Annotated in this window: 22 protein-coding genes; 6 read left to right on the top strand and 16 right to left on the bottom strand. The window is 63.4% G+C overall.

The features are described from left to right. Positions 1 to 9 precede the first annotated feature (9 nt). From K1177_RS14030 to K1177_RS13965, 14 genes are all read right to left on the bottom strand, one after another. Positions 10 to 891: a CheR family methyltransferase gene (locus K1177_RS14030; protein WP_224703993.1), complete on the bottom strand. Its 882-nt coding sequence runs from the start codon at positions 889 to 891 to the stop codon at positions 10 to 12. Positions 892 to 940: 49 nt separating this feature from the next. Continuing rightward, positions 941 to 1,402, bottom strand: coding sequence for a chemotaxis protein CheW (locus K1177_RS14025; protein WP_224703992.1), 462 nt, complete (start codon positions 1,400 to 1,402; stop codon positions 941 to 943). 9 nt (positions 1,403 to 1,411) lie between these two features. After that, positions 1,412 to 3,238, bottom strand: a complete 1,827-nt coding sequence (locus tag K1177_RS14020) for a methyl-accepting chemotaxis protein (protein ID WP_224703991.1) — start codon at positions 3,236 to 3,238, stop codon at positions 1,412 to 1,414. Between the two features lie 118 nt (positions 3,239 to 3,356). Next, the gene (locus tag K1177_RS14015; RefSeq protein ID WP_224703990.1) at positions 3,357 to 5,459 is read right to left on the bottom strand and encodes a HAMP domain-containing methyl-accepting chemotaxis protein; all 2,103 of its coding nucleotides are present in this window, start codon (positions 5,457 to 5,459) and stop codon (positions 3,357 to 3,359) included. After that, positions 5,456 to 5,956: a chemotaxis protein CheW gene (locus K1177_RS14010; protein WP_224703989.1), complete on the bottom strand. Its 501-nt coding sequence runs from the start codon at positions 5,954 to 5,956 to the stop codon at positions 5,456 to 5,458. Before K1177_RS14010 ends, K1177_RS14015 begins: the two co-directional genes overlap by 4 nt. Further along, entirely contained in the window at positions 5,953 to 7,998 is a 2,046-nt protein-coding gene (locus K1177_RS14005; RefSeq protein ID WP_224703988.1) for a chemotaxis protein CheA, read from the bottom strand. The genes K1177_RS14010 and K1177_RS14005 overlap by 4 nt, the downstream gene beginning before the upstream one ends. Then, positions 7,995 to 8,363, bottom strand: coding sequence for a response regulator (locus K1177_RS14000; protein WP_224703987.1), 369 nt, complete (start codon positions 8,361 to 8,363; stop codon positions 7,995 to 7,997). The genes K1177_RS14005 and K1177_RS14000 overlap by 4 nt, the downstream gene beginning before the upstream one ends. Next, a complete protein-coding gene (locus tag K1177_RS13995; protein ID WP_224703986.1) occupies positions 8,360 to 8,707 on the bottom strand; it encodes an STAS domain-containing protein in 348 nt (115 codons plus the stop codon). Before K1177_RS13995 ends, K1177_RS14000 begins: the two co-directional genes overlap by 4 nt. 532 nt (positions 8,708 to 9,239) lie before the next feature. After that, positions 9,240 to 10,280 (bottom strand): HD-GYP domain-containing protein, encoded by a 1,041-nt coding sequence (locus K1177_RS13990; protein WP_224703985.1) that lies wholly within the window; start codon positions 10,278 to 10,280, stop codon positions 9,240 to 9,242. 180 nt (positions 10,281 to 10,460) lie between these two features. Then, positions 10,461 to 11,663 carry a mandelate racemase/muconate lactonizing enzyme family protein gene (locus K1177_RS13985; RefSeq protein ID WP_224703984.1) on the bottom strand — a complete coding sequence of 401 codons (1,203 nt, stop codon included), beginning with the start codon at positions 11,661 to 11,663 and terminating at the stop codon, positions 10,461 to 10,463. An 8-nt stretch (positions 11,664 to 11,671) separates the two neighbouring features. After that, on the bottom strand, positions 11,672 to 11,998 hold the full coding sequence (locus tag K1177_RS13980) for an NIPSNAP family protein (RefSeq protein ID WP_224703983.1): 327 nt from the start codon (positions 11,996 to 11,998) through the stop codon (positions 11,672 to 11,674). 43 nt (positions 11,999 to 12,041) lie between these two features. Continuing rightward, positions 12,042 to 13,400 (bottom strand): mandelate racemase/muconate lactonizing enzyme family protein, encoded by a 1,359-nt coding sequence (locus tag K1177_RS13975; protein ID WP_224703982.1) that lies wholly within the window; start codon positions 13,398 to 13,400, stop codon positions 12,042 to 12,044. A 29-nt stretch (positions 13,401 to 13,429) separates the two neighbouring features. Continuing rightward, complete coding sequence (locus tag K1177_RS13970) at positions 13,430 to 14,599, bottom strand: mandelate racemase/muconate lactonizing enzyme family protein (protein ID WP_224703981.1); 1,170 nt, start codon at positions 14,597 to 14,599, stop codon at positions 13,430 to 13,432. A 46-nt stretch (positions 14,600 to 14,645) separates the two neighbouring features. Further along, positions 14,646 to 15,347, bottom strand: coding sequence for a GntR family transcriptional regulator (locus tag K1177_RS13965; RefSeq protein ID WP_224703980.1), 702 nt, complete (start codon positions 15,345 to 15,347; stop codon positions 14,646 to 14,648). A 246-nt stretch (positions 15,348 to 15,593) separates the two neighbouring features. Here K1177_RS13965 and K1177_RS13960 point away from each other — a divergent pair, with 246 nt between their 5' ends. From K1177_RS13960 to K1177_RS13935, 6 genes are all read left to right on the top strand, one after another. Then, positions 15,594 to 17,075 (top strand): ABC transporter substrate-binding protein, encoded by a 1,482-nt coding sequence (locus tag K1177_RS13960; protein WP_224703979.1) that lies wholly within the window; start codon positions 15,594 to 15,596, stop codon positions 17,073 to 17,075. A gap of 72 nt (positions 17,076 to 17,147) precedes the next feature. Next, positions 17,148 to 18,107, top strand: a complete 960-nt coding sequence (locus tag K1177_RS13955) for a carbohydrate ABC transporter permease (protein WP_224703978.1) — start codon at positions 17,148 to 17,150, stop codon at positions 18,105 to 18,107. Then, positions 18,104 to 18,985, top strand: a complete 882-nt coding sequence (locus tag K1177_RS13950; RefSeq protein WP_224703977.1) for a carbohydrate ABC transporter permease — start codon at positions 18,104 to 18,106, stop codon at positions 18,983 to 18,985. Before K1177_RS13955 ends, K1177_RS13950 begins: the two co-directional genes overlap by 4 nt. Before the next feature lie 11 nt (positions 18,986 to 18,996). Then, positions 18,997 to 20,094, top strand: a complete 1,098-nt coding sequence (locus tag K1177_RS13945) for an ABC transporter ATP-binding protein (RefSeq protein ID WP_224703976.1) — start codon at positions 18,997 to 18,999, stop codon at positions 20,092 to 20,094. Between the two features lie 18 nt (positions 20,095 to 20,112). Next, positions 20,113 to 21,273, top strand: a complete 1,161-nt coding sequence (locus K1177_RS13940) for a mandelate racemase/muconate lactonizing enzyme family protein (protein WP_224703975.1) — start codon at positions 20,113 to 20,115, stop codon at positions 21,271 to 21,273. A gap of 28 nt (positions 21,274 to 21,301) precedes the next feature. After that, on the top strand, positions 21,302 to 22,048 hold the full coding sequence (locus K1177_RS13935) for a ribonuclease activity regulator RraA (RefSeq protein ID WP_224705795.1): 747 nt from the start codon (positions 21,302 to 21,304) through the stop codon (positions 22,046 to 22,048). 24 nt (positions 22,049 to 22,072) lie between these two features. On the opposite strand, the gene nudC is transcribed toward K1177_RS13935, so the two are convergent. Together nudC and K1177_RS13925 are read right to left on the bottom strand one after the other, a co-directional pair. After that, complete coding sequence (nudC, locus tag K1177_RS13930; RefSeq protein WP_224703974.1) at positions 22,073 to 23,032, bottom strand: NAD(+) diphosphatase; 960 nt, start codon at positions 23,030 to 23,032, stop codon at positions 22,073 to 22,075. Positions 23,033 to 23,172: 140 nt separating this feature from the next. Continuing rightward, positions 23,173 to 24,444: an alpha/beta hydrolase gene (locus K1177_RS13925; RefSeq protein ID WP_263575012.1), complete on the bottom strand. Its 1,272-nt coding sequence runs from the start codon at positions 24,442 to 24,444 to the stop codon at positions 23,173 to 23,175. Between the last annotated feature and the right edge of the window lie 72 nt (positions 24,445 to 24,516).

Below are 24,516 nucleotides of genomic sequence, written 5' to 3'. Positions count from 1 at the left end.
GCTGTGTTCTCACACCTTCTGGAAGACCGCCGGAGCAACCTGGCGCATCGTCACGTTTGTGCCGATCATTGACTCGGAATGTCCTAAGATCAGGTACCCGCCGCTGCGCAAATGGCTGACCAGCCGCAGAATGACCTTTTCCTGGTCGGATTTTTCGAAATAGATCAGCACGTTGCGCAGGAAGATGACGTCAACGTCCTGATCGAAGGGATAGCTGGAATCCATCAGGTTCAGGCGCTGGAAGCGGGTCAACCGGCGCAGTTCGGGCACGATGCGCACTTCCGGACGCAAGCCAGGGCGGCGCGCGAACATCAGGTAGCGCTGCTGCATGGTGGCGGGCACCGGCGCGATCTGCTCGCTGGGATAGACCGCGCGCACGGCCTGCTCGAGCACATTGGTCGAGATGTCAGTGCCCAGAATGGAAAAGCGGAAATCCTGGCGCTGGGCGGCCAGATCGGACAGCACCATGGCCAGGGTATAGGCCTCGGCTCCTGTTGAACTGGCGGCGCTCCAGATCTTGAGCAGCGGGTTGCGCTCGCGGCTGCGCAGCGTCAGCAGTTCGGGCACCAGGCGCTGCTGCAGCAGCTCGAAATGCTCGGGTTCGCGGAAGAAGTCGGTCTTGTTGGTGGTCACCGCGTTGATCAGATGAACCCGCTCTGCAACCAGGCCGTCGTGTTCGAACAGGTGCGAGGCATATTCATCCAGGCCCGACAGGCCCAGGGCCCGAACACGCTTGCGCAGGCGGCCTTCCACCATCAGGCGCTTGCCGGGCGGCAGCTTGATCCCGACCTCGGCGCCGATGAGGTCGGCAATGCGCTTGAAGTCGCGTGTGGACAGATGATCGTCGTCGCTGGAGGCGTATGTCTGGATTTCGTGAGCACGCAGGGACAAAACTTAACTCCGGGAAGAGGCGGCACGCGACAGTCGCGTGCCGGAACGTTCAGGCGGCCTGGGTCAGGTGCTGGACCGATCCGAGCAGACGCTCGAGGTCGAGCACGGTGACGAAGCGGCCATTGCGCCGGCCGATGCCGGCGATGCAGCGCCCCGACCAGCTGCCACTGACGGCAGGTGGCGGATCAAGCTCGGCCTCGTCGAGCACGGTGACCTCGAAGACGCGGTCGGCGCGCAGGCCCATCTTGAGTTCGCCCTCTGCACCAGCCAGGGTCAGCACGATGATGCGGGTGTTCTCGGTGTCGGACGCCTCAGGCAGGCCGAGCGCCAGCCTGAGGTCGACAACGGGAATGCCCTGGCCGCGCACGTCGATCATGCCCAGCAGGGTATCGGGCGCCTGGGGCAGGCGCGCGATGGGGCGCATGTCCAGGATTTCCTGGACCTTCTCAACGGGGGCAGCGAACAGCTCGTCGCTGACCCCCAGGGTGACGTATTGTGATTGCTCGGCCATGCCCCGCCCTCACGCTGCGCCGCGGCGGCTGAACTCGCCGTCGAGCTCGTCGTGGCCGTCGTCGAGGTCCAGCTCAAAGCCGCCGCCCTTGGTCTTCTTGCCCGAGTCGGCCTTGGCAGGGGCCATATGGGGCGCCTTGGCCATCACCGCGTCCCGCAGGCCGGCGCTGCGCGCCTTGCTCTTGCTGCTGCTGGTCGAGGTCGACTGGGCGTGGGCGACAGAATTGGAGTCGATGCGGAAGTAGCTGATTGCCGACTGCAGCTGCTCGGCCTGGCTGGCCAGCTCTTCGGAGGTCGCCGACATTTCCTCGGCGGCCGAGGTGTTCTGCTGGGTCACCTTGTCGAGCTGCTGGATGGCGGTGTTGATCTGGGCTGCACCGGCGCTCTGTTCGCGGCTGCCAGCCGAGATTTCTTCCACCAGTTCGGCGGTGCGCTGGATATCGGGCACCAGCTTGGCCAGCATTTCGCCGGCCGACTGGGCAGCCTTCACGGTCGTGCCAGAAAGGTTGGAGATTTCCGCTGCCGCAGCCTGGCTGCGTTCGGCCAGCTTGCGCACCTCAGAGGCCACCACGGCGAAACCGCGGCCATGCTCGCCGGCACGGGCGGCTTCCACCGCTGCGTTGAGGGCAAGCAGATCGGTCTGGCGGGCGATTTCCTGCACCACCATGATCTTTTCGGCGATGGTCTGCATGGCGCTGACGGCGTTGTTGACCGCTTCACCCGAGGCAATGGCATCGGCCGCAGACTGGCGGGCGATCTTTTCGGTCTGGCTGGCATTGTCAGCCGACTGCTTGATGGTGGCCGCCATTTCTTCCATCGAGGAGGATGCCTCTTCGGTGGACGATGCCTGCTCGGTCGCGCCCTGGCTGAGCTGTTCGGCCGTGGCCGACATTTCCTGGCTGCCCGCCGAGACATTGTTTGCCGAAGCGATGGCGTCGGCGATGACGTCGCGCAGCTTTTCGACCATGCGGAGCAGGGCAATGCCCAGCGTGTCCTTGTCGGACAGCGGCTTGGGCGTCACCGTCAGGTTGCCGCTGGCGATCTGGTCGGCCAGCGAGGCGGTGTTGCGCAGGTTCTCGGTCATGGTGTTGACGGTGTCGACCAGGTCCTTGATCTCGTCATTGCTCTTGATTTCGATGCGCTGATCGAGGTCACCGATGGCCACGGCACTGACCACCTGGTTGATGCTGCTCAGGCCACGGCTGATGCCGACAATGATCCAGAGGGCTGCTGCGGCCGCAACAATGGTGGCAATGATCAGCGATGTGATCACCAGCGTGGTGGCCAGGCTGTAGAGCTCATCACCCTCGGTGCTTGCCTTGTCGGCGCCGGCTGTATTGAGCTCAACCAGCTTGGCCAGGTTGGCCGAGAGGTCGTTGAACAGCTGCAGTGCTTCGCCATTGTAGACCTGCAGAGCCGCTTCGTTCTGGTTGGAGGACGACAGCGCAAAGCCGCGCTGATGCTGCTGCAGATAGCGATCCATCTCGCTGGCGAACTGGTCGTACAGAGCCTGTTCTTCAGTGCTCGAGATCAGTGCCTCATACTTGGCCCGCAGTTCGGCAATGCTGTCGATACTGGTAGAGATATTGTCGGCCCAGGTCCGCATGCCGGCATCGTCGGTCAGGGTCAGATGCTGCAGTTCGGCCACGCGCAGGTCGGACGTGACGGTGTTGAGGCGGTTGACGACGTCAACGCTGGGCAGCCAGTTCTGCGCAATCTCGGACGACTTGCCGTTGATCTGCTGCATCTGCCACAGCCCGAACAGGCCGATGGCCGCCATCAACAGCACAAGCGCGCTGAATGCAGCGATTAGCTTCACCTTGATTGTTAGTCTCATTGGTAGGTCTTTCTTGCCTGGGTGGGCCGCTCAGTGCCCGCGATGTTGGTGTGGCTGTAATCTATGGTGGTGCACCGGGACCATGCTGCGATCAGCACGGTCCCGGTTGATTGACGTGTCAGGCGGCGCCGCGGCGGCTGAACTCGCCATCGAGGTCGTCGTGGCCATCGTCGAGGTCGAGGTCAAAGCCACCGCCCGAGCCTGCCTTCTTGCCCAGGGCGGGCTTGGCGCCGCTGAGGTGTGGCGCCTTGGCCATGACGGCGTCGCGCAGGCGGGCATCGGCGGCCTTGCCCTTGCGGGCGATCGCACCGGCAGCACCATGCTGGTCGCTGGCTTCAATGCGGAAGTAGCTAATCACGGCCTGCAGCTGTTCGGCCTGGCTGGCCAGCTCTTCGGAGGTTGCCGACATTTCTTCGGCGGCCGAGGTGTTCTGCTGGGTCACCTTGTCGAGCTGCTGGATGGCGGTGTTGATCTGTGCGGCACCCGCATTCTGCTCACGGCTGCCGGCGGAGATTTCTTCCACCAGTTCGGCAGTGCGCTGGATATCGGGCACCAGCTTGCCGAGCATTTCGCCGGCCGACTGGGCAGCCTTAACGGTCGTGCCCGACAGGGTCGAGATCTCGGCTGCCGCAGCCTGGCTGCGTTCGGCCAGCTTGCGCACTTCGGAGGCCACCACGGCAAAGCCACGGCCATGTTCACCGGCACGGGCGGCTTCCACCGCGGCGTTGAGGGCGAGCAGATCAGTCTGGCGGGCGATTTCCTGCACCACCATGATCTTTTCGGCGATGGTCTGCATGGCGTTGACGGCATTGTTGACCGCTTCGCCCGAGGCGATGGCGTCAGAGGCCGACTGACGGGCGATCTTTTCAGTCTGGCTGGCATTGTCAGCCGACTGCTTGATGGTGGCCGCCATTTCTTCCATGGATGCAGACGCTTCTTCGGTCGAAGACGCCTGTTCGGTCGAGCCCTGGCTCAGCTGCTCGGCCGTGGCAGACATTTCCTGGCTGCCGGCAGCGACATTGCGGACGGCAACGGTGACTTCGCCCACGATTTCTCGCAGCTTGAGCGTCATGCCATTGAGGGCCTTGATCAGGTCGCCGACTTCGTCGTCGCCCTTGACCGAGGCCGTGGCGCTCAGATTGCCATTGGCCACTTCGCTGGCCAGCTGCACGGCGCTGGTCATGGCACGAGAGATCGAGACCACGATCCAGGTTGCGGCAACGCCGGCAATCACCGCCGAGCCGATCAACAGGGCGATCAGCAGCATGCGGCTCTGCTCATAGATATTGGTTGCCTCCGCCGCGGCCTGAGCCATCTGCTCGGTGTTCAGATCGATGATGGCGTTGAGTTCTTCAACCGACGCGTTGCGGGCGTTCCGGCCCTCGTTGTTGGCCAGTTGCGTGGCGAAGTAATTGCCGTTCTCAAGGGCCAGGTCGCGCGCCTTGAGGATTTCGGGCAGCCATGTGTTCAACTGCTCGGTGAACGTGCGGTAGGCAGCCGCTTCGCTGACGGGTACCAGGGCGCCAATGGACTGGGCCTCTGCCCGCAGGCTGGCGGCGTTCTTGTCGACGGTCGCCGCATAATCCTGCTGCAGCGCGGGATCATCCATGGAGATGATGACGTTGCGCACATCGCGTGCCAGGCCGACCATTGCCGATTCCAGGTGCAGGATGCGCCCATAGAGCGCAACGCTTGCCGGGTCGGTTGACACCGCAAGGCGTTCTTCGAGGCGCTTGTCGACAGCCGAGATGGTGTCGAGGGCCTGCGTCTGCAGGGCGCGGGCTGTTTCCACCTGGGTGCGCGCGACAACGGCGGAATTCTTGTCGGCCAGATCTTCGACCTGGTTGTGGATGGCCATGAAGGCATTCCAGCTGGTGCGATAGGCGTCCACCAGCGGCTTGCCCTGTTCGCTGGACAGGTCGTAGAGCTTCTGGATCTCAGACTGCAGAGCGGCTTCCTCATTGGCGATGGATTCGCCAAGGGCGGCCATTTCCTCGGGGGCGCGGGCGAGAATGTAGTTCTTTTCGTCACGCGCAATCCGCAGCGAGTGGGCATTGATGCTGGCGGCTGTCTGCACGCGCTGCACATTGCCCTCGACAATGCCGTTCAGGGACTGGTTGAGGGTGCCCAGGTTCTGGATGCCCATGAACATCCCCACACCGGTCATGGCGACAATCACCGCGAAGGTGGTGGCCAGTTTTGTCTTGATTGTCAGTCTCACGATGCAGACCTTTCTTCTGATGCTGCCGAGGAGGGGCTTCTGCCCCCTTGTGTTTCGAAAATCCGTCCCAGGTTGGGGATGATGATGAAGCCGCCGTTGCGCTTGCCGATGCCGCGAATGAACTCGGGCCGCCAGCGCATGCCGACCTTGGGCGCCTCCTCGATGGACGCTGCTTCGATGTCGGTGACGTCGTGCACCTTGTCGGCCAGAATGCCGGCCACCGTCGGCTCGCCGTCGATGGTGACTTCCATCACCACGATGCGGGTGTCCTCATCCGGCTCGGGCCGATCCATGCCGAACATCACGCGCAGATCGGCCAGGGGCACGACGCGCCCCCGCACATTGATCAGCCCGCTGACGAAAGGCGATGCATTGGGCACCTCGGTGATCGGCACCAGGTCAAGGATTTCCCGCACGCTCTCGGCCTCGACGGCAAAGAGCTCATCCTGCAGGCGCAGGGTCAGCGCCGTCATGGTGCCTGCCTTGATTTCGCTCATGCTGCTCTCCCTTGGTCGACATAGCCCTGGCCGAAGGCGACCAGGTGCGAGGTATCGAGAATGAGCGCCACCGTGCCGTCGCCCAGAATGGTCGCGCCTGAGAACGACTTGATGGACGAGTGCAGCTTGCTGAGTTGCTTGATGACGGTCTGGTTGTTGCCGATGATCTGATCGACGACCAACCCGACGCGGCCTTCGCCGGACGAGACGATGACGACCTTCTGGTGCGGCTCGGGCGGTGCGGTGGTGCCAAAGACCTCGCGCAGGCGGAGGAAGGGCACCAGGCTGCCGCGGATGTCGAGGAAGTTGCGGCCACGGGCATTGGCTTCAATGCCCTCGGGCAGTTCGACACATTCCTCAACTGCTGCCAGCGGGATGGTGAAGCGGCCATTGCCGACCCGCACCAGCATGCCATCGATGATGGCCAGGGTCAGCGGCAGGCGCAGGGTCATGGTCGAGCCCTGGCCCGGCGTGGTGGAGACATCGATGCTGCCGCGCAGACCATCGATGGTCCGCTTGACCACATCCATGCCGACGCCGCGGCCGGACAGCGAGGTGACTTCCTTGGCCGTCGAGAAGCCGGGCGCAAAGATCATCTGCCACAGATCCTGCTCGGCAATCTTGGCATCAGGCGCGAGCAGTCCGGCTTCCTCGGCCTTGGCGCGGATGCGCTCGGCATTGAGGCCGGCTCCGTCATCGATGACCGAGATGGCCACTTCCGCTCCGGCGTAGACGGCCGACAGGCGCACCGTGCCGTGGGCGGACTTGCCGGCAGCAAGGCGCTTTTCGGCGCTTTCCAGGCCATGGTCGACCGAGTTGCGGATCAGGTGCACCAGCGGATCGGCCAGACGCTCGATCATGGTCTTGTCGAGCTCGGTATCTTCGCCGGTGGTGATGAACTCGATCTCCTTGCCCAAATCGCGGGAGAGATCGTGCACCAGGCGACGGAAGCGGCTGAACAGGGTGCCGATGGGCACCATGCGGATGCCCATGGTGGTGTCCCGCAGGCCCGAGCTCAGCCGCTCGAGTTCCTCGGCGATGGTCTTGAGATTGCCGTCGCTGCTCATGTTGGCGATCTGGGTGAGCCGCGCCTGGGCGATCACCAGCTCGCCGACACGGTCCATCAGTTCATCGAGGCGCTCGGCGTCGACGCGCATCGAGGACGACGCTGCGCGCTCGCCACCGCCGGCTTCGGCTTCGCCCGATTTTGCGGTGCGGGCGGGCTTGGCAGCGGGCGGTGCGGCGACAGTCGGGACCGGTTCAGACGCAGCGACCGGCGCCTCTTCAACGGCCGTCACCTCTGGCGCGGCAGGCGTCGCCGTGTCCGCAGCCAGCGGTTCGATGGAGAGTTCCATGCCATCCTTGAGGAACAGGAACACGTCATCAATGGCGTCGTGCGGGTCCGGGCCCTCGAGATCGACCTGCCAGCCCAGATAGGGGACTTCGGGATCGATGATGTCCAGGGATGGGATGGTGTCGGTCAGCGCCGTGATGGTGCAGGGGCCGATGGCCTTGATCTCATCGAGGAGCAGCAGGGGATTGGTGCCATAGACCAGGGCATCGCCGGGCAGGCGGAAACGAATGCGCCAGCGGCCGGGGTCGGCTGCAGGCGCGTCTTGTGCCGGTGCGGCCTCGGGTGTGGCGGCCTTGGGTGCGGCCGGTACCACGTCGGTGCCGGCTATGGTGGCACGCAGCGCCTCCAGAATGGCATCGGACCCGTCGTGATCCTGGTCGGGATGTTCGATCAGCTTGGCGATGTGGTCCTTGGCGTCGAGGGCCACCGCGATCAGCGTCGGCGTGGCCTGGGTCTGGCCCTTGCGCACCTGGTCGAAAGCGGTTTCGAACTCATGCACGAAGGCGGCCACGGCGGTGAAGCCGAACATGGCGCCCGAGCCCTTGATGGTGTGCAGGGCGCGGAAGGCCGAGTTGACCAGATCGTCGTTGCCAGGGGTGTGCTCGAGATCGAGCAGGCACAATTCGAGCTGTTCGAGCAGCTCGCGCGCCTCCTGGCGGAAGGTTTCATTGGGATCGGAGAAGCTCATGCGCCGGTGACCTTCTTGATGACGGCCAGCAACTGGTCCTGCTTGAAGGGCTTGACGATCCAGCCCGTAGCGCCGGCTTCCTTGGCCTGGCGCTTGAGTTCCTCGTCGGACTCGGTGGTGAGCAGGATGATCGGAATGCCCTTGCTGGAGGGGTGCTGGCGATATTTGCGGATGAACTCGATGCCGTTCATGATCGGCATGTTCAGATCGGTGATGACGGCATGGACGGTATTGCCGGTGGCCTTGTCGTAGCCGTCCGAACCATTGATGGCCTCGATGACGTTCAGACCGGCAGCGCTCAGTGTCATCTTGACCATCTGTCGGATGGATGCGGAATCATCGATTGTCAGGATGGTCTTGCTCATGCGGCCTTGCCTTGGTTCGGGTGGGAGCTGGGTGCCCAGAAGTCGCCATCGTCGCTGAGCGGGCGCCCCTGGGCGTCAATGCAACCGAGTGCAATCAGTGCCTCGCGCAGCGGGCCGGCGGGCGAGCCAGCCAGGGCGATGGACTTGCCGCTGGCGAGCGCCAGCTTGCGGGCTGCCAGCAGCAGCTGAATAGTGGTGATGTCGGCGCCCGTGATCGCCTGGGTGGCGATGGCGATGGATTGGTGGGTCGCCAGGGCCTTGCGCAGGGTTTCGGCTATTTCCTGCGCTGCTCGCAGCCCCGCTTCGCCCGAGAGGGTGACGACGAATGCGCTGCCATCGGTCATCTGGATGATCCGTCGGCAGAATACAGAACAAATATCATGGCGGGTTCCGCTGGATGTGACGATCCTGCTCGTTGCGCAGTCGTCAGACGGCGCCCCGAGGCTGAATCCTCAAGCTGTCGATTTTTCTCTTTGGACCACTTTTCCAGTGGCGTGGATATGAATGTAGTTGGTCTCGATTAAGTATATATTACTGCGCGATATTTGATTTTTGCAGCGCAAAGCCTCGATCGATCCCAAATCTTCATGCTATATATTTCTGATTTATTTCAACTTGCCAGAATCACGTCTGAGTCTCGCTATGCCGATACGAGAGTCTTCAGCGCGGGTGCTTGAGTCACACGGCTTCGTTACGGGGCGATATACTTGCCCAGTTCGTTTCGATTCAATTGGAAGATTTGTCAGTCCGGGTGAGAAAATACTCTACCAACCCATCAGACATGTCATTTAACAGCTGGAACGGCAGTATATCGCTGCAATCAAACGCACTCAGCTAAATTGCTGATACGTACCAATTTGTCGCAGTCCGAACGGATCAGTCCGCCGCCAGGGACGGTTGGCCCATGATCTTTTCGATCTCCGGCCAACTGGCCATGAAAGCGGCAACGCAATCGGGATCGAAGTGACTGCCGCTGCAGGCGCGGATCTCGCTGGCGGCCTTTTCGATAGGCCAGGCGGGCTTGTAGGGCCGTTCGGAGCACAGCGCATCGAACACGTCGGCGATGGCGACAATACGTGCTTCGATCGGAATATCGGTACCCGATAGCCGGTCAGGATAGCCGGTGCCATCCCAGCGCTCGTGATGGCTCTGGGCAATCAGTTCGGCGGTCCGGATCAGCTCGGACGAGCCGTTTTCCAGAATGCGTGCGCCAATGGTGACATGTTGCCGCATGACGGAAAATTCCTCGGGCGTCAGCTTGCCCGGCTTGCCCAGTATGGCATCGGCGATACCGATCTTGCCGATGTCGTGCAGCGGCGCGGCCAGGTAGATCATGCGGCAGCGCTGCGGGTCCAGGCCGACACCGGCGGCGACGAGCTGGGCAATCCGGGCGACACGCGAAACATGCTCCCCGGTGTCGCCATCGCGATATTCGATGGCGCGGGCGAGCCGCCAGATGATCTCTTCTTCGCGCTCGAGCAGGTGGGTCGTGGCCCGTTCGACCTCCTGGTGCAGCCAGCTGGCGCGATTGGCCAGCTCGACCTGGGCGCTGCGCAGGGCGAGCAGGTTGGCGACGCGGGCCTGAAGTTCAGTGGGGTCGAAGGGCTTGTTGACGAAATCTGTGGCGCCGGCCTGGATGGCGTCGATGCGCGTGTGCGGATCGACATCGGAAGTGACCATGATGATGGGTACCGAACGATAGTCGGCGTGGTGGCGCAGCGCGCTGGTGAACTGCACGCCATCCATGTCGGGCATGATGTGGTCCACCAGCACCAGATCGAACTGAGTCTGGTCGCACAGATCAAGCGCTTCACGCGGATGCAGCACCGCTTCGACATCGGCAGTGGTCGATGCCTTTATGATGGTTGAAATCATGGCAAGGCTGGATCGACTGTCATCGACAATGAGCACGCGCATGATGACTCCCAATTGAACGCGGGGTGATCACACTGGAATTTTGCCGCATGGTCCAGTGCTTTAACGGAGTGACTTCACAAAAAACCAGACATGCCCAACACGGCAAGAAAGGCCGGTGCCCGTGGTTTGCAATCGGGGCGCCGGCATTGGCAGGCAAGGGGCTTATTGGTCCCGCCGGCCTCAGGGATCAAAGAAGCCGGCATCCTCGTCCTGCAGATAGCGGCGCGCGCCGTCAGCATCGATGTCGAGCCCCAGCCCGGGACCGGGCAGCAGGTCGATATGGCTGTCCACCACAATGCGGTCGGGCAGGCCGACGACAATATCGGTCCACCAGGGATCGGAGGCGCTGGGATACTCAAAGGCGATATAGTTGGCTGGCAGCGTGGCGCAGATATTGATCAGTGCGCCCAGGCCTAGCAGCCCATTGGCCGTGCCATGCGGGGCCATCATGATGGAGTGCATATAGGCGTGCTCGGCCACCCATTTGAGCTCGGCGATGCCACCGATATCGGCGGGGTCGGGGCCGATGACGCGCACGGCCTGGGTCTCGATCAGCTCCTTGAAATTGTGCCGGAGATAGATCTGCTCGCCGGTGTGGATGGGCGTTGAGGTCGACACCGTCAGCTCGCGATAGGCCTGCGGATTGACCCAGGGCACATAGTCGCCGGTCAGCATGTCCTCGAGCCACATCAGGTCGTATTTCTCGACGGCGCGGGCAAAGCGGATGGCGTCGTTGAGGAACCAGCCGGGGCCGCAGTCGAGAGCCAGGGACACCTTGTCGCCCAGCACTTCCTTCATGGCGGCGACACAGTCGAGCATGTGGTTGAAGCCGCGCTCGGAAATCTGCCCCTGGTCCATTGCCCCATGGTAGCCGGCATGCGTCTGGCGCACGCCATAGTGGAAGTCCTCGATCGAGTCCTTCATGTTGGAGTGGAAGCTGATGCCCTGCTTGACCATGAAGAAGTTTTCGGGCCGCTCCATCATCCATTTGACGTCTGCGGCATAGTCCTCCGGCCGGTCGCCGCCGCGCTTGCGGCGGATGGAGCCATTGTAGACACGCACCTTGTCGCGCACCTTGCCGCCGAGCAGCTTGTAGGCGGGGACGTTCGCCGCCTTGCCGGCAATATCCCACAGCGCATGTTCGATGGCGCTCACCGCTGCGCCATAGGGTTTGAAGCTGCCGCGCTGGCGGATGGCCAACATGCAGCGCTCGACATCGGTGGGGTCCTGGCCGATCAGCGCGTCGCGGAAGTGCAGCACGAAGGGCTTGAGATAGGGCTTGGTATATTCAACCTCGCCCAGGCCATAGAGCCCCTCGTCGGTGACGATGCGGACGATGGGGTGCTTGCCGATGACAGCACAGCGCAGATCGGTGATCTTCATGATGCGCCCTATTTCACGGACGAGAAGGCAGTGGGTGCGAGCAGTTCATTGCGCACATTGGCCAGGATCGGGCCGTCCCGTTCGGAGGCGTCGCGCGCGGCCAGCCAGTCGGGATCCCGGATGAAGCTGGTCCACTTGGCCTCGCGTTCGGCCAGCGATTCCCAGGCCAACAGGTAGGTCAGCCGATTGCTGTTCTCGCCCACCATGGTGGTGAAGAACCCGGCCTGGCGAATGCCGTGTCGCTCCCACAGCGCCAGCGTGTGGTCATTGAACCGGGTGAGCAGGGCCGGCAGGCGGCCGGGCAGGCAATCATAGATTCTGAGTTCGTAGATCATGGAGAATAGTGTCCTCGAATAGGCCGGTGGAGCGCCGTGCGCCTCAGCTCCAGGTGCGGTCCCAGGAATATTCCTGGTCCCAATGGTCGGTTGGCTGCCAGATGCCGGTGACGCCCGGTTGCAGGTGGCGGCTGATGACCTCGTCGACCACGTCATCAATGCCCAGGCCCGGCTTTTCGGGCACGGTGATGAAGCCATCCTGCACCAATGGGCGCGGCAGGCCGGTGACGATATCGTCCCACCAGTCGACCTCGACGGAGTGATATTCGAGCGCCATGAAGTTCTCGGTGGCCACCGCGACATGGGCGGCGGCCATGGCGGCGATCGGGCTTTCGGCCATGTGGATGGCCATGGCCACGCCATGGTCCTGCGCCATGTCGCCGATCTTTTTGGTCTCGAGAATGCCGCCAGAGGTCAGCAGGTCCGGATGGATCACCGAGATCCCGGCCTTGAGCAGGGGCTCGAAGCCTTCCTTGAGATAGATGTCTTCGCCGGTGCAGATGGGCACGGTGGTCGCCTGCTGCAGCTGGCGATATTGCTCGGTGTATTGCCAGGGCACGACATCCTCGAGCCAGGCCGGCACATATTTCTCGATGCGCCGCGCCAGGCGGATGCCATTCTGCAGCGAGATATGGCCGACATGGTCGATGGCCAGCGGCACTTCGTAGCCGATGACCTCGCGCACCTCGTGGATATATTGCTCGAGCAGGTCGATGCCCTTGTCGGTGAAGTGCAGCCCGGTGAAGGGATGGCGGACATTGTGGGTGTCATAGACGGCGTTGCGGTTGCGCCGATCCTCCAGCGAGCGGGCCGGGCCGCGTTCGGGATGGAAGCGATAGCCTTCGAGCGATTCCGCCGGCGCCACCACGGCGCCGGGCACATCGGCAATCTGCATCAGGCCCAGATCCATCTTGAGGAAGGTGAAGCCGCGGTCCATGCGGGCCTTGAGGCGCTTGCCCGTCTCGGTGCCGCTGGGCTTGTCGGCATCGGTGTCGCAATAGCAGCGCACCCTGTCGCGGAACTTGCCGCCCAGCATCTGGTAGATCGGCACGCCATAGGCCTTGCCGGCCAGATCCCACAGGGCGATCTCGATGGCCGAGACGCCACCGCCCTGGCGGCCGTGGCCGCCGAACTGCTTGATGCGGCGGAACAGGCGGTCGATGTCGCAGGGGTTTTCGCCCAGCAGCCGGCTCTTGAGCATCAGCGCATAGGTGGCGCTGGCGCCATCGCGCACCTCGCCCAGGCCGACCAGGCCCTGGTTGGTATAGATCTTGAGCAGGGCCGAGGTGAAGGGCGCGCCCTCGATCTCGGCGACGCGGATGTCGGTGATGCGCAATTGGCTGGGCCGTGAAGCCGTGTTGACGTTGTTGCCGATGCTCTCGGCGGCCAGTTGATCATCCATGGGTTCCCCTCCCGTGCTGGATTGGCGGTTCAGTCGAGCGCCAGCTGGTTGTCCTCAAGGTAGTCGCGGTTCATCTCGATCCCCAGGCCCGGGGCTTTGTTGAGCTTGAGGCTGCCATTGGAATTGTCCAGTGGCCGGTCGATCAGATGGTCGTATTTGCTCAGGTTCCATTCGGAGGTTTCGAGCCGGTAGAAGTTGGGCACCGTCATCATCACCTGGGCGCCGGCCACCACATTGATCGGCCCGGCCGCATCATGGGGCGACACTGGGATGTAATAGGCCTCGCACAGCGCCGCGATTTTCTTGAGCTCGGTGATCCCGCCGGTCCAGGTGACATCGGGCATGATGAAGTCGGCCAGGCCGTTCTCGAGAATAGGCACGAAGTCCCATTTGGTGTGGCCGCGTTCGCCCCAGGATATGGCGGCATTGACCTTGTCGCGGACCTGCTTGAGCGCCTTGACGCTTTCCGGCGGCACGGGCTCCTCGAACCAGTCGATGTCGCCGGCGTCCTCGAGCGTGCGGCACAGGCGAATGGCGGTCGGCACGTCGAAGCGGCCATGGGCATCGATGAGGATGTCGATGTCGGGGCCAGCAGTGTCGCGGATCAGCGCGGTGAGCTCGGCGGCCTCGCGCTCGTCCTTGCGCGTCATCGATCCATCCAGATAGCCCTCCGATTGTTCGCGGGCGCGACCGTCCGCGCCGATGGGGCCCTGCTGGGCAAAGGGGTCGAACTTGAGCGCGGTGTGGCCGGAGGCGATGATGTCCTTGATTTCGCGGACCACGCCTTCGGTGCTGGTGAACTTGCTCTGGTCGGGGTGGGTATAGAGCAGGATGTCGTCGCGCACCGGGCCGCCGAGCAGCTCATAGATGGGTTGTCCGAGCACCTTGCCGCGAATGTCCCAGAGCGCGATGTCGATGGCGCTGACGCATTCCACAGCCGCGCCGCGGCTGCCCATATAGGTGAAGTTGCGGAAGATCTTGTGCCAGATGCGCTCGATCTGGCTGGGGTCGTCGCCCTCGACGATCTTGCTGATCTGCTTGAGCATGACGCAGAGCGCGCGGTTTGCCACATAGGTGGTGGTGGTGATCTCGCCCCAGCCGGACACGCCGGCGTCAGTGGTGACCTCCACGAACAGGAATTCGCCCCAATAGGACGCCGTGGTCTTGATCAGCCACGGCCTGACGCCCGTTATCTTCATCGTTCCCCCCTTGGCCGGCCCGACCCTCCCGGTCAGGCGCGGCGCGTTAGCTGGCTCGCGCGGCCTCGGCCGCCCGCATGTGTTCGAGAATGTGCCGGCCCGAGCCCTCGACATGCTGCGCCACCAGGGCGGCGGCGGCATCGGCCTCGCCGTTCTTGATGTGCTGGATCAGGTCGCGGTGTTCGCGCATCACCTGGGCGCGACGCGCCAGCGTGAAGTTGAAACGCCTGCTGACGGCGCGCAGCACTTCGCGATGCTTCCACCACAGCTCGGCGGCGTGGCGATTGTAGTGCCGCTCATACATGATGGTGTGGAAGCGCGTATCGAGCTCGCTGTGACGCAGGGCGTCGGCGAAATTGTTGTCCTCGATCTCGCCCTGCACGCGTTCGAGTTCGGCGATGTCCTCGTGTGTCGCCATGCCGACGAACCAACGGGTGAGCGCTGGCTCGATCAGCACGCCGATCTCATAGATGTCGCGGACGAAGTTCTGGTCGATGGGACGGACCCGAGCGCCGCGATTGGGGGAGATGATGACGAAGCCCTCGCCGCGCAGCAGCTGCAGCGCCTCGCGAATGGGGTTGGTGGAGGTGTTCAGGCGCTTGGCGAGGTCGGCGACAACCAGGCGTTCGTTGGCCTTCAGGCGGCCCGAAATGATGTCGTCGCGAATCTGCATATAGATCGACGCGCCCTCGTTGGAGGCGCCGCTGGGCTCCATGCCGGCCGGCGGCTGCGCCTTGTAGGTGTCCATCCAAGTCCCTTTTTCTGCGTGGCTTTCGACCGGCAGCATAGCCGGATCCGGTCGCCAGGCAAAACACAACCGCAGCATATCGCACGTCAAAAGTCATGGATAATGTATAATCCAATCCAGTTGACACGCAATATGTCATCTGCAACGCTACAAAGGCTGCGCATACCCAGGAGAGGCAAAGCCCCCGGTGTGCCGCCGCATAGGGACCTGCCGCGCGTAACGCCGGCAGGGTGACAGGAGGACTAGATGAGGAATTACCCATTGGGCCGTGCGCTTGCGCGCGGCGCAGTCGTCTCTGCGCTTGCGGTGTCGATGCTGAACAGCTCGGTGCACGCTCAAAGCGTCGATCTCAGCAAGTGGTCGCCCGAATATGTGCGATCCATCGCTGGTACCGAGGAGTACGACACTGCCAAGGAATGCGGCGCGGTGACGCCGCTCGACTACGAGGGCAAGCTGACGTTCTGGTATCAGGGCGTGTTCGAGGGCGACCCCGATCTGCTGCGCCAGTACTACAAGGAATTTTTCGAGGCGTTCCGCGCCACCTATCCCAATATCGACCTGCAGGAACAGGCGCTGACCTACAACGACCTGCTGGACAAGTTCCGCACGGCCCTGCTGGGCAATGCCGGGCCGATGGTGGTGCGCCTGCAGATCCTGGGCGGCGTGGAATTTGCCTCCAAGGGCTATCTGCAGGAGCTGAGCCCCGAGGACGTGGGCTGGAAGACCGAGGATTTCTGGCCGGGCGCGATGAAGTCCGTGATGTGGGAGGGCAAGGCCTATGGCATCCCGACCAATAACGAGACCATGGCCCTGATCTGGAACGCCGATATCTTCGAACGTGCCGGCCTCGACCCCGAAACGCCGCCCGCCACCTGGGATGACGTGGTCGCCTATTCCAAGCAGATCCACGACAAGCTGGGCGTGTCCGGCTATGGTCTGGTGGCCCGCAAGAATGCCGGCAATACGCCCTATCGCTTCATGCCACAGCTCTGGGCCTATGGCGGCGGCGTGTTTGACGAGGCCGATCCGAGCCCGACCTATGGCGAAGTCCGGCTCGACAGCGATGCCAGCAAGGCGGCGCTGCAGGCCTCCTATGACATGTATGTCCGCGACCAGTCGGTTCCGGTCTCGGCCCTGACCAATCAGCAGGCCGACAACCAGCCGCTGTTCCTGGCTGGCCAACTGGGCATGATGATCAGCCATCCGTCCGACTATAACGTGATGCTGGACCTCCAGGCCAAGGCGACCGGTTCGGACAAGGAAAAGGCCCAGACCGTTATCGACAACATGCGGTATGGCCTGATCCCCACCGGCCCGGACGGCAAGCGCGCCGTGGTGTTCGGCGGCTCCAACATCCACATCCTGAACCCCGAATATGTCGAGGGTGGCGTTGTGGACGAGGCAGCGGCCAAGGCCATGGTCTGCTTCTGGACCAGCCCGGAATGGTCGCTCAAGATGGCCTATGCCGGCTCCAACCCCGGCAATCTCAACGGCTTCAAGACCAAGTGGATGAAGGAGCGCCTCGAGAGCATCAAGTTCCTCGATGTGACGACCTCGATGCTGCCCTACGGCATTCCGTTCCCCACCCTGCCCGAAACGCCCGAGATCATGAATATCATCATCCCGGACATGCTGCAGAATGTGCTGACCGGCGCGATGACCGTCGATGAGGCTGCGGCTGATGCGGCCCAGAAGGTCAGGGACATCACCGACGGCGGCGGGCTCTAGCCCCCTTCATGCCAATGACCGGCGGCGCCCTGGCGCTGCCGGTCTCTCTCCCCTGCCACGAGGAGCAAGTCATTGACCATTCTGGAAGGCCCCGCCGGCGCTCCGCGCAAACCAGTCATCAGGCAGCCTGGCCTGCTGAGCCAGATGTGGACCGCCCGCGCCGACTATCTCTACGTGCTGCCCGCCATCGTGGTGATGCTCATCGTCATCGCCTATCCGGTCTATTACACGATCGATCTGTCCTTCTTCAAAACACCGCCCGGCCTGCAACTGCGCGACAAGGTCTTCGTCGGCACCGAGAACTACACGGCAATCCTGTCCAGCGACGTGTTCTGGAAGGTGACGCTCAATACGGTGATCTGGACTGTGGCATCCACGCTCATCGCCTTCGTGCTGGGCTATGCTTCTGCGCTGGCGCTGCACCGCGATTTCGCCGGCCGCGCCGTGCTGCGCGCCATCCTGATCATTCCCTGGGTCATCAGCGCCGTTGCCGCCTCCTATATCTGGAAGTGGATGTACCATTCCGATTTCGGCATTATCGGCGCCGTCATGGTGCAACTGGGCCTTGTCGACCGGCAGCCCAATTTCATCGACAATGTGCACACGGTCCTGCCGTCGCTGATCGTGGTCAATATCTGGCGCGAGTTTCCCTTTGCCATGATCATGATCATGGCTGGGCTGCAGACCGTGCCCGAGCAGTTGCTGCGGGCCGCCAGGGTCGATGGCGCATCGGCCTGGCAGCGGTTCTGGCACGTGACCTTTCCCTATCTCAGCGGGGTCTCGACCGTCACCATCCTCCTGTTGGCTGTGGCCAATTTCAATTCCTTCATCGTGCCCTGGATCACCACGGGCGGCGGGCCATCCAATGCCTCCCATATCTGGATTACCCACATTTACGAGCTGGCCTTCGGGCGCCAGCGCTGGGGCGTGGCGGCGGCCTATTCGGTGCTGTTGTTCATCATCGTGATGTCGCTGGGCTACTTCTATGTGCGCGCCTTGAGCGGCAATGAGCGGAAGGAGGACAGCCCATGACTTCGACAGCACAGAGTGGCGCGCCGCGCGGCGCCAGGCGCATAGACGGTTGGCGCTGGGCCGGACGCATCTTCCTTGCCTTCATGCTGCTCTACACGGCCCTGCCGATGGTCTGGATGCTGCTGACCTCGATCAAGTCGGGTTTTGCCGCCATGCAGTTTCCGCCGCAGTGGTGGCCGTCCGAGCCGACGCTGGCGAGCTACCAGAAGCTGCTCGATCCGCAGAACAGCGTGGGGCAGGATTTCCTGCGCTTCTTCTGGAACAGTCTTTTCGTGTCGACCGTCACCACCATCCTGGCAGTCGCCGTGGCGGTGCCGGCGGCCTATGCCTTCTCGCGCTTCCGCTTTCCGGGCCGCAAGTTCCTGTTCTTCGCCGTTCTGCTGCGCAACATGTTTCCGGCCGTGATCTTTCTGGTGCCGCTGTTCATCCTGATGCGTTGGCTGGGCCTGGTGAATACCCATGGATCGCTGATCCTGACCTATCTCACCTTTGGCCTGCCGCTGGCCATCTGGCTGCTCAAGGGGTTCTACGACAATATCCCCTTCCAGCTCGAGCAGGCCGCGCGCATCGATGGTGCGACCCGCTTTCAGGCCTTCCTCTACATCGTCATGCCGCTATCGGTGCCAGGGATCATTGCCACGGCCATCTACTCGTTCATCGGAGCCTGGAACGAATATATCTACGCCGCCACCTTCCTCACCAAGAACGAGCAGCTCACCCTGCCCGTGGGCATCCAGCGGTTCTTTTCCGAGAACACCACGGATTTCCCCGGGCTGATGGCGGCCAGCTTCATGATGAGCGTGCCGGTCGTGGTGCTCTTCCTCCTCCTCCAGAAATACTTCGTGCGTGCGCTGACCGAAGGCGCCGTCAAACACTAGAAGGTTCTCCAATGGCCCAGGTGGTTCTCAAGGATCTCGTCAAGACCTATGGCTCGATCTATGCCGCAAAGGACGTCTCGCTGACCGTCAATGACGGCGAGTTTGTCGCCCTGGTCGGGCCGTCCGGTTGCGGCAAGACGACCACACTCAACCTGGTGGCCGGGCTGATCCCGATCACATCGGGCGACATCGTCATCGGCGACCGCGTGGTCAACGATCTCGACCCCAAGGACCGGGACATCGCCATGGTGTTCCAGAACTACGCGCTCTATCCGCAAAAGACGGTGTTCCAGAACCTGGCGTTCCCGCTGCAGATGCGCAAGCTGGGCAAGAGCGAGATCGACACCAAGGTGCGCGAGGCGGCCCGCGTGCTCGACATCACCCATCTGCTCGAGCGCAAGCCGCGCGAACTTTCCGGCGGGCAGCAGCAACGCGTGGCGCTGGGCCGGGCGCTGGTGCGCGACCCGGCGGTGTTCCTGATGGATGAGCCGCTTTCCAACCTCGATGCCAAGCTGCGCGTGCAGATGCGCAGCGAGATCAAGCGCTTCCATCAGGATCTCAACGCCACCATCATCTATGTCACGCATGACCAGCTCGAAGCCGTGACCATGGCCGACAAGATGGCGGTGATGAATGGTGGGTTGCTGCAGCAATATGACTCGCCGGCCAATGTCTTCGCCAATCCGGTCAATATGTTCGTGGCCAGCTTCATCGGCAGTCCGGCCATGAGCCTGGTGCCGCTTGAGGTGGCCAGCGTGGATGGCGCAGTGGCCCTGAGCAGCGCCGAGGGCTGGAGCCTGCCGCTGTCGGATGCCAATGCCCGCAAGGTCGCCACGGCCAAGTCGCGCAAGGTGGTGCTGGGAGCGCGGCACTCCACCATCCGCCTGCACAAGCAACAGGTGCCGGGCGCCGTGCCGGCCCGGGTCTACACTGTGGAGCCCACCGGCGACATCACGTTCGTGCAGGCGTTCCTGGCGGGCGCGGTGGTCAATATCAGCCTGCCGCCGACGGCCGAGGTTGCGCCAGACGACCAGGTGTGGCTGGAATTCGACCAGGAGCGCATTCACCTGTTCGATGGCGAAACCGAGATGGCGCTGCGCGCCAGCTGACCGACCCCGAGGCCCCTCATGCCGCCCAAGCTCAAGATTTCCGACATAAAGTCATTTCCGGTGCGGGTGGGTATTCGCAACCAGTTCCTGGTCAAGGTCGAGACCGACCAGGGGGTATTCGGCTGGGGCGAGAGCGGGCTGACCGGGCGCGAAAAGGCGGTGGCAGGGGCCATCGAACATTATCGCGAGTTCCTGATCGGGCAGGATGCCATGCAGATCGGGCGGATCTGGCAGGAGATGTATCGCAGCCAGTATTTCGAAGGCGGACGGGTGCTGCAGGCCGCAATCTCGGCCATCGACATTGCTTTGCATGACATCAAGGGCAAGGCGCTCGGCGTGCCGGTCTATGAGCTATTGGGCGGCAAGCAGCGCCATGCCATCCCCAGCTTTGCCTCGACGGGCGACTCGGCGGGCGAAGGCGCCATCGAGCGGGCGCAGGAGTTGATGGCGGCCGGTTTTGACTGCGTGCGCTTTTTTCCCATCGGGCAGGATAGCCCGGATATTTTCGAGCCGCGCCAATCCATCGCGGCTACGGCACGGCTGCTCAATCGGGCGCGGGAAACCCTTGGCAGCGAGGTGGTTCTAGGCATCGACTATCATCACCGCCTGTCGGTGGCCGAGGCGGCGAGCTTTTGTGCCCGGCTGGATCGCGGCGTCCTCGATTTCCTCGAAGAGCCGATCCGCGATGAAACGCCCGAGGCCTATGAATCGCTGCGCAGCATGACCGACATTCCCTTCGCCATCGGCGAGGAGTTTGCCAGCAAGTGGCAATTCCTGCCCTATATCGAGCGGGGCATCCACCAGTTCAACCGGATCGATGTGTGCAACGTGGGCGGGCTGACGGAGGCCATGAAAGTGGCTGGCTGGAGCGAAGCGCATTATGTTGACCTGATGCCGCACAATCCGCTCGGACCGGTGTGCACGGCCGCAACGGTGCATTTTGCTGCTGCGGTGGCCAATTTCGCCTGGCTGGAAACGCGGGCGCCCGAGCGGGCGCTGGGTTTTGACAATAGCGAGTTCTTTCCGGTGCAGCCGCGTCTGGTAGGCGCGGTCTATCCGGTCAGCGATGCGCCCGGGCTGGGCGTGGAGGTCAATGAGGCACTGCTCGAGCAACAGAGCTTTGCCTTCTGGGAAGCGCCGCATCTGCGCCGCAACGACGGTTCGGTGACCAATTGGTAGGTCGGCCGGCACAAGGGAGACAATGACCATGATTACGACGGCCGATATCGTGCGCCCGCCGCAGCATCTGATCGAGGGCCTGCGCAACCTGGGCGCGGCGACCATCGCCGGCACGCTGGGCCATATGGGCTTTCGCAATCCGCATATGACCGGCATCCTGCCGCAGACCAAGGGCAAGTCGATCTGTGGCCCCGCGCTGACGCTGCAGTGCCTGCCGCAGCGGCCGGACATCTTCAACGAAGGCGAATATGCCGACCCCGAAACGCAGCTGCACCGCCACGTGCTCTACCATGTGCAGGAGGGCGACGTGGTGGTGGTCGATGCGCGTGGCGACATGCGCTCGGGCATCTTCGGGGACATGATGAGCACCTATTTCAAGGGGCGCGGCGGGGCCGGCATCATCATCGATGGCGTCATGCGCGACCGCCCCAATGTCGAAAAGCTCGATCTGTCGCTGTGGCTCAAGGGCTGGTCGCCCAATTACCATGTGCAGACCGACATCTATCCCAATGCCGTCAATGTGCCGATCGCCTGTGGCGGGGTGACCGTGATGCCGGGTGACATCATCGTGGCCGATGACGACGGCGCCGTGGTGGTGCCGGTGTCGATGGCCGCGCAGGTGATCGAGGACGGCCAGAAGCATGCAGAGTGGGAGGAGTTCTCGCGCATGAAACTCATGGCCGGCGAGCCGCTGCAGCGCTACTACCCGCTCCATCCTGATGCGCAGGGCGAATACGAGGCCTGGCGCAAGCTCAATCCGATCAAGCGCAGCTAGGCGGCGTAGCGGCGCCGGCAGCGCTCAGTTGCGCCAGCTGTCGGCGTCGTCCAGCCGGTTCTCGGCCCAGGCGGTGATCAGTGCATTGGCAATGGTGCCGGGGCGCGAAGGGGCGATGTCGGGGTGGGTGCCGGCGAGCATGGATTGCACCTCGCTGCGGCTCAGCCAGCGGGCATCGGCCAATTCCATGGGATCGACAGTGATCTCCCGGCTCAGCGCCTCGCCCTGGCAGCCAAACATCAGCGACATGGGGAAGGGCCAGGGCTGGCAGGTGACGTAGCGCACCGCTCCCACCTGGATATGGCTCTCCTCGCGCACCTCGCGGCGCACCGCGCTCTCGATGGTCTCGCCAGGTTCGACGAAGCCGGCCAGCAAGGAATACATGCGGTCGGGCCAGGTGGTGCCACGACCGAGCAGCAGGCGGTCGCCATGGGTAATGGCCATGATGACAACCGGGTCGGTGCGAGGAAAATGCTGGGCGCCGCATTGCGGGCATTTGCGCACCCAGCCGGCGGTGTCGGGCTGGCTGGGCTGGCCGCAGCGGGCACAGAAACGATGGCTCGCATGCCAGCCGAGCAGGGCCCTGCCCACAGCAGCACATTCGCCATCGAGCGCATCGAGTTCGGGCATCATGGCGCGCAGCTCCACCAGCCGCGCTTCGGGCCAGGCCGGATGGATCTGCTGGGAGCGATCGGTGAACTCACCAATGGTGGTGGCGTCCTCGGGCGGAGACCACAGGGTCAGCTCACTGGCAAAGGCCGGGCCGGCAGGGCGCAAGCCGAGGAACACCGGCGGTTCGACGGCATCCTTGAGGGCCGGATGATCCAGCGGCACCCAGAGCGGGCTGCCGCCGTCTGCGGTCAGCAGCTTGCCGCGCCAGAATACGAGCGTGCGTGCATGGACATCGCCGGTCGGGCCAGCGTCGCTGCGCAGATGGGCGGCCCGGTCGAGGGCGCCGGAGACAAAGGCGAATGGCGAGGTCACGCGGATCATCCTGCTCGAACATGACGGGAACAGGCCGTCGAGCGGCCCGTCCCTGGGTGTCCAAGCTTGTATCCCATCAGCCCCGGCTTGCAATCTCTGGCGTGCCTGTGCACGCCAAGGTGAGCAAACCTCTCCCCGCGCTAGCCCCGGATCGGGCCGCCGCGCTGGGCCACCTTGTCGACCAGCGTGCGGAACACGCTGGCGCTCTGGCGAAGGCCATCGTGCTCGAACTCATTGGTGATCCAGTGCTCGAGATTGCCGACCGCAGCGGCGGTCTCTAGCGACAGCCCGGCATCGACATACATGTCGTCGTGATAGATCACCGCGGCGACCGGCACCTCATTGGTGGCCAGGCGCGCCGGATCATAGAGCCGGGAATAGCTTTGGCGCTGTGCCAGCGCCTCGGCCCCGGCCTTGAACGGCCGCAGCGAGCGGATCTCCTCCAGCATCCAGGGGAACATCATTTCCCCGGTGAACAGCAGCGGTCGCTGGCTGGTGGCAAATTCTGGCCGGCTGTCATAGGCGCGCTGGGCGGCCCAATTGGTGGCGCCGTCACCCTGGCCATAGATGCTCTCCTGCAGCACCATGAACAGCGGGCCAGTGTCATAGCTGGTGGCTGTCATCACGCTGAACAGGAAATGGTCGCTCAGCCGGTCGCGGGCCGGGGTGGCAAAGGCCTCGTCGATCAGCCAGTGGATATTTTCGAAGCCCGGCGCCATGCCGAAGTCGATGCCGATGGTCTGCAGGCGTTTCACGCTCAGCCGGTCGCCATCGGGCAGGCGCACGTCATGAGCGTCAATGAAATCGGCAATCGCGCCAATCGTGGCGATGTCGTCGGGATAGCGCTTGTAGTAGCGGGCTGTCTTGGCGGCGACGCGCGGATAGGTGCGGCGATAGACTTCGTCGGCCGAGGGATTGAGCCCGGCAAGCCCGCCGGTGACATAGCAGGCGGCCAGCGCCTCGGGCGCGGTGCTGAGATAGGTCAGCGTCAGAAAGCCGCCATAGCTCTGGCCCAGGCTTTCCCAGCGTTTGCCGCCATAGACGGTTTTGCGCAGGTGTTCGAAATCGGCAACGATGGAATCGGCGCGGAAATGGGCGAGATAGTCGCCGGCGGTCTGGCCATCCATGCCCGCGAGCGTCGCGGCATTGATGGGGGTGCTGCGACCGGTGCCGCGCTGGTCGGGCAGGATGACGCGGTGGGTCTTGATCGCCTCGGCCAGCCAGCCGGGACCGCCGCCGGTGGGGCGGGGGGATTTGCCGCCCGGGCCGCCCTGCAGAAACACCAGCAAGGGCAGGTCGGCGTACTTCTTGACCGGATCGACCACCTCGCGCGCGAAGAGCTTGATGGTGGGCCCGTCGCGCCCGCCAAACCAGTCGAGCGGCACCTCGATCATCCGGTCGGTGATGTGCATGCCGGGAATGGTGTAGCTGGATAGGGTCACTTTAGGCTCCGGAAGGCAGAAATGGTGGCAGCGATGGCGCGA

It is taken from the genome of Devosia aquimaris (genome assembly GCF_020169335.1).
Taxonomy (GTDB): Bacteria; Pseudomonadota; Alphaproteobacteria; order Rhizobiales; family Devosiaceae; genus Devosia; species Devosia aquimaris.
This window is presented reverse-complemented; position numbering and strand designations above follow the sequence as displayed.

Coding starts and splice junctions, on each gene's coding strand:
- K1177_RS14025 (WP_224703992.1), bottom strand. CDS start 1,402: ATGGCCGAGCAATCACAATACGTCACCCTGGGGGTCAGCGACGAGCTG.
- K1177_RS14020 (WP_224703991.1), bottom strand. CDS start 3,238: ATGAGACTAACAATCAAGGTGAAGCTAATCGCTGCATTCAGCGCGCTT.
- K1177_RS14010 (WP_224703989.1), bottom strand. CDS start 5,956: ATGAGCGAAATCAAGGCAGGCACCATGACGGCGCTGACCCTGCGCCTG.
- K1177_RS14005 (WP_224703988.1), bottom strand. CDS start 7,998: ATGAGCTTCTCCGATCCCAATGAAACCTTCCGCCAGGAGGCGCGCGAG.
- K1177_RS14000 (WP_224703987.1), bottom strand. CDS start 8,363: ATGAGCAAGACCATCCTGACAATCGATGATTCCGCATCCATCCGACAG.
- K1177_RS13995 (WP_224703986.1), bottom strand. CDS start 8,707: ATGACCGATGGCAGCGCATTCGTCGTCACCCTCTCGGGCGAAGCGGGG.
- K1177_RS13990 (WP_224703985.1), bottom strand. CDS start 10,280: ATGCGCGTGCTCATTGTCGATGACAGTCGATCCAGCCTTGCCATGATT.
- K1177_RS13985 (WP_224703984.1), bottom strand. CDS start 11,663: ATGAAGATCACCGATCTGCGCTGTGCTGTCATCGGCAAGCACCCCATC.
- K1177_RS13980 (WP_224703983.1), bottom strand. CDS start 11,998: ATGATCTACGAACTCAGAATCTATGATTGCCTGCCCGGCCGCCTGCCG.
- K1177_RS13975 (WP_224703982.1), bottom strand. CDS start 13,400: ATGGATGATCAACTGGCCGCCGAGAGCATCGGCAACAACGTCAACACG.
- K1177_RS13970 (WP_224703981.1), bottom strand. CDS start 14,599: ATGAAGATAACGGGCGTCAGGCCGTGGCTGATCAAGACCACGGCGTCC.
- K1177_RS13965 (WP_224703980.1), bottom strand. CDS start 15,347: ATGGACACCTACAAGGCGCAGCCGCCGGCCGGCATGGAGCCCAGCGGC.
- K1177_RS13960 (WP_224703979.1), top strand. CDS start 15,594: ATGAGGAATTACCCATTGGGCCGTGCGCTTGCGCGCGGCGCAGTCGTC.
- K1177_RS13950 (WP_224703977.1), top strand. CDS start 18,104: ATGACTTCGACAGCACAGAGTGGCGCGCCGCGCGGCGCCAGGCGCATA.
- K1177_RS13945 (WP_224703976.1), top strand. CDS start 18,997: ATGGCCCAGGTGGTTCTCAAGGATCTCGTCAAGACCTATGGCTCGATC.
- K1177_RS13940 (WP_224703975.1), top strand. CDS start 20,113: ATGCCGCCCAAGCTCAAGATTTCCGACATAAAGTCATTTCCGGTGCGG.
- K1177_RS13935 (WP_224705795.1), top strand. CDS start 21,302: ATGATTACGACGGCCGATATCGTGCGCCCGCCGCAGCATCTGATCGAG.
- K1177_RS13925 (WP_263575012.1), bottom strand. CDS start 24,444: ATGCACATCACCGACCGGATGATCGAGGTGCCGCTCGACTGGTTTGGC.